8 protein-coding genes are annotated in these 9,529 nt (G+C 71.7%); 2 read left to right on the forward strand and 6 right to left on the reverse strand.

What is annotated here, in order from left to right; genetic code table 11:
- Nucleotides 1-46 precede the first annotated feature (46 nt).
- From ACWD3H_RS25425 to ACWD3H_RS25435, 3 genes are all read right to left on the reverse strand, one after another.
- Nucleotides 47-1,147, reverse strand: coding sequence for a winged helix DNA-binding domain-containing protein (locus ACWD3H_RS25425; protein WP_451956748.1), 1,101 nt, complete (start codon nt 1,145-1,147; stop codon nt 47-49).
- 121 nt (nt 1,148-1,268) lie between these two features.
- Entirely contained in the window at nt 1,269-1,904 is a 636-nt protein-coding gene (locus ACWD3H_RS25430) for a GNAT family N-acetyltransferase (RefSeq protein WP_451956749.1), read from the reverse strand.
- 211 nt (nt 1,905-2,115) lie between these two features.
- Complete coding sequence (locus ACWD3H_RS25435) at nt 2,116-2,661, reverse strand: MOSC domain-containing protein (RefSeq protein ID WP_451956750.1); 546 nt, start codon at nt 2,659-2,661, stop codon at nt 2,116-2,118.
- A gap of 66 nt (nt 2,662-2,727) precedes the next feature.
- Here ACWD3H_RS25435 and ACWD3H_RS25440 point away from each other — a divergent pair, with 66 nt between their 5' ends.
- Nucleotides 2,728-3,726: a tyrosine-type recombinase/integrase gene (locus ACWD3H_RS25440; protein WP_451956751.1), complete on the forward strand. Its 999-nt coding sequence runs from the start codon at nt 2,728-2,730 to the stop codon at nt 3,724-3,726.
- A gap of 143 nt (nt 3,727-3,869) precedes the next feature.
- Nucleotides 3,870-4,418: a hypothetical protein gene (locus ACWD3H_RS25445; RefSeq protein ID WP_451956752.1), complete on the forward strand. Its 549-nt coding sequence runs from the start codon at nt 3,870-3,872 to the stop codon at nt 4,416-4,418.
- Between the two features lie 184 nt (nt 4,419-4,602).
- Here ACWD3H_RS25445 and ACWD3H_RS25450 read toward each other — a convergent pair whose 3' ends face one another.
- The 3 genes from ACWD3H_RS25450 to rhaI are packed head-to-tail and all read right to left on the reverse strand — an operon-like array spanning nt 4,603 to nt 9,316.
- Nucleotides 4,603-6,030, reverse strand: coding sequence for an arabinose isomerase (locus tag ACWD3H_RS25450; protein ID WP_451956753.1), 1,428 nt, complete (start codon nt 6,028-6,030; stop codon nt 4,603-4,605).
- Nucleotides 6,031-6,070: 40 nt separating this feature from the next.
- Nucleotides 6,071-8,113 (reverse strand): bifunctional aldolase/short-chain dehydrogenase, encoded by a 2,043-nt coding sequence (locus ACWD3H_RS25455; RefSeq protein WP_451956754.1) that lies wholly within the window; start codon nt 8,111-8,113, stop codon nt 6,071-6,073.
- 51 nt (nt 8,114-8,164) lie between these two features.
- Nucleotides 8,165-9,316 carry an L-rhamnose isomerase gene (gene rhaI / locus ACWD3H_RS25460; RefSeq protein WP_451956755.1) on the reverse strand — a complete coding sequence of 384 codons (1,152 nt, stop codon included), beginning with the start codon at nt 9,314-9,316 and terminating at the stop codon, nt 8,165-8,167.
- Nucleotides 9,317-9,529: the final 213 nt, after the last annotated feature.

The raw sequence follows: 9,529 nt of genomic DNA on the forward strand, positions 1-9,529 counted from the left end.
ACCTGGCCCATCGGCCGGCGCGGCGGGGAGGCGGCGCGACCCGCGGTCAGGCCTCGCGGAAGCGGATGTCGCGAGATGACGCCTCAGGGGCGACGAAGTCGAGCAGGCGTGCTCCCTCCACCTCCAGGTCCGCCCGCTCCCCCGCGCTCACCGGCGCGAACAGCTCCACCTCCAGGATCGCCTCGCCCCGTTTCCCCGTCACCTTCCACATTCCCCGTACGAAGCCGTCGACCAGTACCGTCGCCTTGATGATGCCGTTGACCGTGAAGATCCGTCCCCGATACTCCTCCTCCGTGATCCGGGTCCTGGTCCGCGGGGCGAACGACAGCAGCGTGTTGTCGAACTCCGACAGATAGCGCACCGGGGCAGGGGTCTCGGGGCCGGGGCGCGGCGCCTCGGGCAGGTCGAACAGCTCCGCGCCGTCCTCGGTCGCGAAGGTCCGCAGGCCCATCCCGCGGACGATCTCCCCCAGACGGGTCATGCCCGACCACTGCTGGACGTCCATCACCGTGGCGGGACCGTAGGCGGCGAGATAGCGGCGGATCGCCTCCTCGGCGGAGGGCCGCTCCTCCTGCGACCGGCCCAGCCATGCCTCCGCGGTGGTGTGGGTGGCCTGGCCACCCACACCCCAGATGCCTCTCGGCGGGACCTGCACCAGCGCCAGCGTGTTGCGCACCCCGGCGGCCAGGGCGTCGGCGGGGGAATCCGGCCACCGCTCCCGCAGCACCGCCCCGAGCTCACGGAAGGTCAGCGGACGCTCCTCCACCAGCTCGCGCCCCGCGGCGGCCAGCTCGTCCAGGTCCACGCCGGCCAGGCCCCTGCTGTGCGTACCCCGCAGGCCCCGCGCCAGCAGCGGTCCCAGCAGCGGGCGAAGCGCCAGGCAGTCGTCGGCGGTGACCAGGTGGATGGTGGAGCGCATCAGCGCCAGCCTCACCACCAGGCGCTCGTTGATCAACCGGGCGAGGTCGTCGTGGGCGAACCCGGCCAGGCGTGCCCAGAGCCCGACGTAGGGAGGGTTGGGGGCCTGTGCCTGCATGCCGTACAGGTGCCGGACCGCCTCCAGCGCGGACAACTCGGCGCGGGCCAGCAGCAGCTGCCGCCCCAGGGTGGCCCGGTTGAGCGCGCGCCGGCTGAGCACCTCGGGCATGCGTGTCCTCTCGTCGCGAGTCGCGGCGGCGCGGTCTCGTCTTGATCCACTTCAAGCTACCAGAACGGAATAATTCATCCCAATACTGCTTCCAGCGGGCGGGATCGCGGGCGGTGCCAGGTCAGAGGGTCGGCGGCACCCACACGTACGGCGTCGTCGTCGTGATCGCCTCCAGGCCGAGCCTGGCCAGGATCGGGCGGCTGGCATCGGAGGCGTCCACCTGCACCAGGCGGAAACCTCGCGCCACCGCCAGCTCCGCCCGGTACGACACCATCGCCCGGTAGATACCCCTGCCCCGCCACTCCTTCAGGGTCGAGCCGCCCCACAGTGAGACGAAGTCGGTGCCCTCGTGGAAACGCACCCACGCCGCGCACACCAACTGCCCGTCCGCCTCGGCGATCACCACCGTGCACGGATCTCCAGGACCGGCGAGCTCGCGCTCCAGCATGCCGGGCAGCCAGCCGTGGTCGGCATCCCAGACCGTCTCCTCCAGCTCGCGGATGCGCTCCAGGTCATCCCGCCCCGCCACCTCGCGCAGCCGCACCCCGGCGGGTGGCACGTGGGCACCGGCCAGCTCACCGGCCTCGCCGACGAGCACCGTCTCCCGCTCCCCCGCCTCGAACCCGGCCACCGCGAGCCGCTCGGGCAGGTCGGCGGGCAGGTCATAGCCGTGGTACTTCCACTCGACCTCGCGCCCGACCCGGGTGAAGAAGTCCCGCTGGCGCGCGATGAAGGCGTCCAGCTCGACACCCTCCAAACCACCAAGGTCACGATATGTCAGGAAACCTTGGCCGTGGCCGTTCGACACGACCCTCAGCAGCGGCCCGATCCTCTCGGCCGTGCGACCCGGCATCGGCCGGGCCCGGAGCTGCTCGTCATATGCCCGAAGGTAGGCGGAAACCCGCGATGAGATGTCCATTGGAGACAGCCAACCACACACTTATCGGCTTCGACATGGCGTTATGGACCTAGACACGGTCCAGGCGCCGGTGCGGGAGCGGTGGCCGCTCCACCTCGATCGGATCGCCGGGCCGCACCTCACCGCCCGCCACCACCACGCTCATCACCCCGGCCCTGCGGACCAGCTCACCGTTCTCGTCCCGGCCCACCACCTGCCTGAGCAGGCCCTTCTGGAAACCCTCGATCTGCCCACAGGGATTGCGCAGCCCGGTCACCTCCACCACCGCGTCCCGCCCCAGTCTGAGCAGCGCCCCCACCGGCAGGCCGAGCAGGTCGACGCCCCGGGTGGTGACGTTCTCCCCCAGCTCTCCGGCGGCCACCGAGAAGCCCGCAGCCCGCAGTTCGTCGTGGAGCTCGGCCTGGATCAGATGAACCTGGCGCAGGTTGGGCTGGGTGGGATCCTGCGCCACCCGCGACCGGTGTTTCACGGTCACCCCGAGATGCGCGTCCCCCTCCACGCCCAGCCCGGCCAGCAGCCGGATGGCGGGTTCCGTGAACTTGCCGAAGGTGTGGGTGGCGCTACGGCTGACCGCCGTCACTCGTCCGTCCGTCATGCCGCGATCCTTCCCCCTCTTGGGCTGAGACGGAATCCGGTGCCCGCGCCTTTACGGTGTGGATTCATGACACCCGATAGGGTCGGCATGGTGAGCGTGCCAGCCGTCCCCGCCTCGCCCGGCCCCTCCATCGAGCCCGCGCGAGACCCCTACCGGGTGTATCTCGACTCCCTGACCAGCGCCGAGTCCCGCCGCACCATGCGCGGCTGTCTCGACAGGCTCGCGGCGCTCGTCTCCGGCGACGAGGTCTCCAGCGGCGCGGGCCGGCCCTGGCACCTGCTGCGCTATGAGCACACGGTGCGCATCCGCGCCCTGATGACCGAGCGCGGCTGGTCCCCCTCGTATGTCAACAAGCACCTGGTCGCGCTGCGCAGGGTGCTGCGCGAGGCCTGGCGGCTCGGCCTGATGACCGCCGAGGAGTACCAGCGCGCCGCCGACCTGCCGACGGTCGAGCACACCCGCCTGCCGACGGGCCAGCACGTCCCGCCTGAGGTGGTGGGCGCCGCGCTGGCCGCCTGCGACCGCGACGACTCCCCCGCGGGGGTCCGCGACGCCGCCCTGCTGGCGGCGCTCTACTCCACCGGCTGCCGCCGCGCCGAGATCGCCGGGCTCGCACTGGGCGACTACGACCCCGGCTCCCGCTCGCTGCGGGTGCGCGGCAAGCGCGACAAGGAGCGGATGGTCTACCTCACCACCGAGGCCATGGCCAGGATGGAACGCTGGCTGGCCGTACGGGGCCGCGCCGCGGGGGCCCTGTTCTGCCCCGTCAGCAAGCTCGGCCGGCTGCGGACCAGGGACGGCGGGCCCGCGCCCATGACAGGACAGGCGGTCGCCGACATCCTGGCCAGACGCCTGGCCGAGGCCGGGGCCGGGGCACGCACCCCGCACGACTTCAGGCGCACCTTCATCGGCGAGCTGCTCGACGCCGGGGTGGACCTGGCCACCGCGCAGGCCCTCGTCGGCCATTCCTCCCCCGCCACCACGGCCCGCTACGACCGCCGCCCCGAACGACGCCGCCGCGAGGCCGTCGACAGGATCACCCTGCCCGCTCCCAGGCCGCTCTGACCGTCGGCGCGGAATCGCGGGCGGTGATCCCAGGTGATCCCACCGGCACCGACGGCCCCCGATCTCGCCACGATTCACCAGCCGCGCGGTAACTGTCGGTGGCGCCCCCTACTATGAGCCACCTCAAGGAGGGATGACCGCTCATGGTGAACGCACTGAGGGTTTCGCTGCTGGTCACGACCGACCTGCCACCGGATACCGACCTGACGGAGTTCGGGCGGTTACTGGTTGACTCGGTGCGCACGCTCCAGCGGGACGAGGTGACCTATCCCGCGTTCCTGCGCGGCGGGGTGTTCTGGCTGGACCGGCCCCTGCCGCCGTCCGACGACGGGACTCCCCGCGCGGCGGCCGAGGAGCTGCGGTTCGCGGCGCTGCTGGGTCATCTGTCGGCCGGTCACCCGCCGGGCTCCTCGAAGGAGACGGTCGCCGACGCCTGCCGGGCGATCACCGCCGCCGTCGCCGCCAGGTACGGTGACCTGGGCAGCCCGCCCGCCGTGATGGCGATCCGCAGCGAGGACGTGCGTGAGCGCACCCCCTCCTCGGCCGTCTCCGTCGGACCCGCGGAGACGTTCCCCAAAACCGCGGATCCCTCCGCCCTGGACGTGTGGTCCCGGGCGGAGGGATCCGGGCAGGTGGAGGGTCAGCCCTTGGCGACGGCCCGGAAGGTCCAGGTCCCGGAGCCGACGGTGTAGACCGTCGCGGAGGTGTTCTCGGGCATGGGCGGATGGACCCCGGGCCGTAGTGGTCGAAGGTCGGCGTCGGATGGGTGTCTGGTGGTTCACCCCTGCGCGGGGCGCTTTCCCCGAAGTCGCGGGCCGCGCCGTCGCCCGGCGGAGCGGTCATTCCCTCGGGAGAGCCGGTCGGCGGGGCCGCGCCTCAGGGCTGGACGTGGACGACCTCGATGCCGAGCAGGTCGGCGACCGCGCGCAGCTCGGCCAGCCGGTGGCCGGTGCCCAGCGCCCAGTGATGGGAGATGCCCGTGGCGCTCCACGCGTCGGTCCACTCCCCCGGGTCGCAGCCGAAGTCCACCCGCGAGGTGGTGTTGCCGATCCGCAGCAGCGGGCCCTCCACCGTGACGCCCTCGGAGACCACGAAGGCGAACGTCCCGTCGCGCCGCTGCAGCAGGCCGAGCGTGGTCACCGGACCGTGCGCCACGTCGAACTCCACCGAAACGCCCCACCCGCGTTTGCCGTGGTAGACGCCCAGCCCGCGCAGCAGCGGCCGGCGCGCGCTGATCGCCAGGTGGGCGGGGCCGTCGTGGCCCATCTCCACATGACCGCGCGCGAAGTCCAGCGCCTGCAGTTCGGTGAACGAACCGCCTGCCCCGATCCGGTCCATGACCAGCATGGCGAGCGAGGTACGCAGCTCGTACTCGCCGGCCGTGGGGATGCCCCGCGCGGTCAGCAGGGACGAGCCCAGGATCATGCCCGCGCCCAGCCGCTCGTGGATCTCCCCGTCCAGGCCCCGGTGGTAGTAGGCCAGGCTGTCGAGGGCGAAGTCCTCCACCAGCCGGTCCAGCCCGACCGAGACCCGCGCGGCCCAGGCGAAGTCCTCGTCGTTGACCGTGTCGGCCAGCTCGAAGACCTCCCGTGCCAGACCGGTGCGCTCCTTGACCTCGGCGTCGGTGACCTTTTCCACCCGCACCCGCAGGTCGTCGAACTCCAGCACCTCCACGTGCCCGCCGAGGTTCACCGGCACCAGGGTCAGGTCGGTGGCCACGTCGAGCATGCCGGGGTACAGGTGCCCCATCAGCCCGTGACGGCCCCGGCGCAGCGCGGCGCGCACACCGGCGGCCCGCACCCATCGGCCGATCTTGGTCCAGGCCCGCTCGTCCTCCAGGTACCCCGACACCGACCGGAAGGGGATGCCCGCGCGGATGAAGGTGTTGGCCATCTCCGGCAGCGGGCACGCCCCGCAGTAGGCGAGCCACTGGCCGGTGTCGAAGGTCGCGTGGTCCATCGACTCGCTGGGCTGGAGATTGATCAGCAGTACCGGCGCGCCGCTGCGCTGCGCGACCGGCAGGAGCATCGTCGCGGTCATGTACGTGGTCAGGAAGCCCACGATGATGTCACAGCCGGCCTCGCGCAGCCTCTCCGCCGCGACCGCGCCCTCCTGGGCGTCGGAGATGAAGCCGACGTCGACGACGTCGCAGCCCAGCTCCCGCATCCGTGCCGAGACGCGCTCGGAGGAGCGCCGGAGCTGCGGGAGCAGGTCGGGGAACTGCGGCCAGTAGGCTCCCAGCCCACCGGCGACCAGTCCCACCTTCGTGCGGGGCGGGGCGATCCGATCCAGGACCGTGGTCAAGACGTTCTCCTCTCAGCGGGGATTTCCGCGGGAAGCGGGGTCAGCGCAGGAAGGCGGCGGCGACGCCGGCGTCCACCGGGATGTGCAGGCCGGTGGTCTGGGTGAGCTGGGTCAGCTGGAAGACCGCGGCGGCGATGTGCTCGGGCAGCACCTCGCGCTTGAGCAGGGTGCGCTGCGCGTAGTACTCGCCCAGCTTCTCCTCCTGAACCCCGTACACCGCCGCCCGGTTGGCCCCCCAGCCCGAGGCGAAGATGCCGGAGCCGCGCACCACCCCGTCGGGGTTGATGCCGTTGACCCTGATCCCGTACTGGCCCAGCTCGGCCGCCAGCAGCCGTACCTGGTGTGCCTGGTCGGCCTTGGCCGCCCCGTAGGCCACGTTGTTCGGCCCGGCGAACACCGCGTTCTTGGAGGAGATGTAGACGATCTCCCCGCCCATGCCCTGGTCGACCATCACCCGGGCGCTCTCCCGCGAGACCAGGAACGAGCCGCGGGCCATCACGTCGTGCTGCAGGTCCCAGTCGGCGACGCTGGTCTCCAGCAGCGAGCGCGACAGCGACAGGCCGGCGTTGTTGACCACCAGGTCCACCCCGCCGAACGCCAGCACCGCCGCCTGGAGCGCGGAGATCACCTGTGCCTCGTCGGTGACGTCCACCCGCACGGCGGTCGCCACGTCCTCGGCCCGGTAGGCCCCGGCGCCGAGCTCGGCGGCGACCTTCTCCGCGGCGTCCAGGTCGCGATCGGCCACCACCACGCACGCGCCCTCGGCGGCCAGTCTGCGGGCGGTGGCCGCACCGATGCCCGAACCGCCCCCGGTGACCAGCGCGACCCTGGTGGCCAGCGGCTTCGGCGCCGGCATCCGGCGCAGCTTGGCCTCCTCCAGCTCCCAGTACTCGATCCGGAACTTCTCGCTCTCCTCGATCGGGGCGTAGCGCGACAGCGCCTCGGCGCCGCGCATCACGTTGATCGCGTTGACGTAGAACTCCCCGGCCACCCGGGCGGTCTGCTTGTCCCGGCCGAAGGAGAACATGCCCACCCCCGGCACCAGCACGATCGCCGGATCCGCGCCGCGCATGGCGGGCGAGTCGGCGGTGGCGTGCCGGTCGTAGTAGGCCGCGTACTCCTCGCGGTAGGCGGCGTGCAGCTCGCGCAGCCGGGTGACGGCGTCGTCGAGCGGCGCGTCGGCGGGCAGGTCGAGCACCAGCGGGGCCACCTTGGTGCGCAGGAAGTGGTCGGGACAGGAGGTGCCCAGCGCGGCCAGTTCGGGGTGACGCTCGCGGGACAGGAAGTCCAGCACCTCGTCGGTCGCGGTGTAGTGGCCGACCTGCGCCACGTCGGTGGAGGCCAGGCCGCGGATCACCGGGAAGAGCGCGGCGGCCCGCTCACGCCGGGCCTCCTCGGGAAGCGGCTGGTAGCCGGGCCTGACCGGGCCGAACGGCTCGGCCGCGCCGTGTTCGGCGATGTGGGCCTCGGCGGTCCGGATGATCCACAGCGAGTTGACCTCGCACTCCTCGGAGGTGTCGCCCCAGGCGGTGATGCCGTGGCCGCCGAGGATGCAGCCCACGGCCTGCGGGTTGTCCTTCTTGATCGCGGCGATGTCGAGGCCGAGCTGGAAGCCGGGGCGCCGCCACGGCACCCAGACCACCCGGTCGCCGAAGATCCGTACCGTCAGCGCCTCACCGTCGGCGGCGGTGGCGATCGCGATGCCCGCGTCCGGGTGCAGGTGGTCCACGTGCGCCGCGTCCACCAGGCCGTGCATCGCGGTGTCGATCGACGGCGCCGCGCCGCCCTTGCCGAAGGCGCAGAAGTCGAACGCGGCGACCATCTCGTCCTCGCGTTCGACCCCCGGGTAGACACCGCTCAGGGCGTGCAGCCGGTCCAGCCGCAGTACGGCCAGGCCCGTCTCGGCCAGCGTGCCGAGGTCTCCCCCGGACCCCTTGACCCACATCAGCTCCACGTCGGAGCCGGTCACCGGGTCGACGGCCACGCCCTTGGCCGAGGTGTTACCGCCCGCGAAGTTGGTGTTGCGCGGGTCCGCACCGAGCGCGCGTGACCGCTGCAGCAGTTTCTCAACCGGCGTTCTCATGAAATATCCCCCAACGAATGAACCGTGTTCTCAGCATGCGAGGTGCGGGTCTCAGGCGCCCCAGCCGGCCTGGGCACCGCCGACGCGCTCGGCGACGATCTTCTCGAAGTACCCCGAGCGCGCGTAGGCGGCCATCGGGTCGGGGTCCAGCCCCCGCTCGGCGCGCACCTCCGCCAGGAGCGGACGCACGTCGGTGTTGTAGGCGTCCATGAACACCCCGTTGGCCCCCAGCACGTCACCGGCGGACTGCGCCGCCGCCAGCGCCGCCCGGTCCACCAGCAGCGCCTTGGCCGTGGCCTCCTGCACGTTCATCACCGACCGGATCTGCCCGGCGATCTTCGGCTCGATGTTGTGGCACTGGTCCAGCATGAACGCCACGTCCTCGGTGTATCCGCCACCGCGAATCACCTCGAACATGATACGGAAGAGCTGGAACGGGTCGGCGGCCCCCGCCATCAGGTCGTCGTCGGCGTAGAAGCGGGAGTTGAAGTCGAACCCGCCCAGCTTGCCCTCGCGCAGCAGGAACGCCACGATGAACTCGATGTTGGTGCCCGGCGCGTGGTGCCCGGTGTCGACCACCACCTGAGCCTTGGGGCCGAGCTTGACGCAGTGAGCGTAGGCGGTGCCCCAGTCGGGCACGTCGGTGGTGTAGAAGGCCGGCTCGAACAGCTTGTACTCCAGCAGGAAGCGCTGGTGCTCGCCCAGCCGGTCGTAGACCTCGGCCAGCGACTCGGCCAGCCGGTCCTGCCGGGAACGGATGTCGTCCTGGCCGGGGTAGTTGGTGCCGTCGGAGAACCACAGCTTCAGCGTGTCCGAACCGGTGGCGTCCATGACGTCGACGCACTCCAGCAGGTGGTCGGTCGCCTTGCGCCGCACCCGTGCGTCCGGGCTCGTCACGCTGCCCAGCATGTAGTCGTCGTCCTGGAAGACGTTGGAGTTGATCGCGCCGATCCGCACTCCCAGGTTCGACGCGTGCGCCGCGAGGCCGGCGTAGTCGTCGACCTTGTCCCAGGGGATGTGCAGCGCCACACTCGGCGCGGCGCCCGTGAAGGCGTGCACCTGGGCGGCGTCCGCGAGCTTCTCGTACGGATCCCGGGGCACCCCTCGCTGGGCGAACACCTTGAACCGGGTACCGCTGTTGCCGTACGCCCATGACGGGGTCTCGATGGCCTGCGCCAGCAGGGCGGCCTTGATGTCGCTCATCGAAGCTCCGGGGCCGTGACAGCCCCTCCTCCTATCTTCCTGATCCAGTGGGGTACGCGGTCCGACCGTTCCGGCGCGCACGCCGGCCGGTCCCACCGGGGCACGGCGCGCGGGTCGGGCGGGCCGTGCCGGTGGTGTCGGTCAGAAGTCGAACTGGTCGATGTTGGCCTTGTCGAAGACGAAGGGCGGACCCAAGATGATCTCCCCGTCCTT

It is taken from the genome of Streptosporangium sp. NPDC002607 (assembly GCF_053592655.1).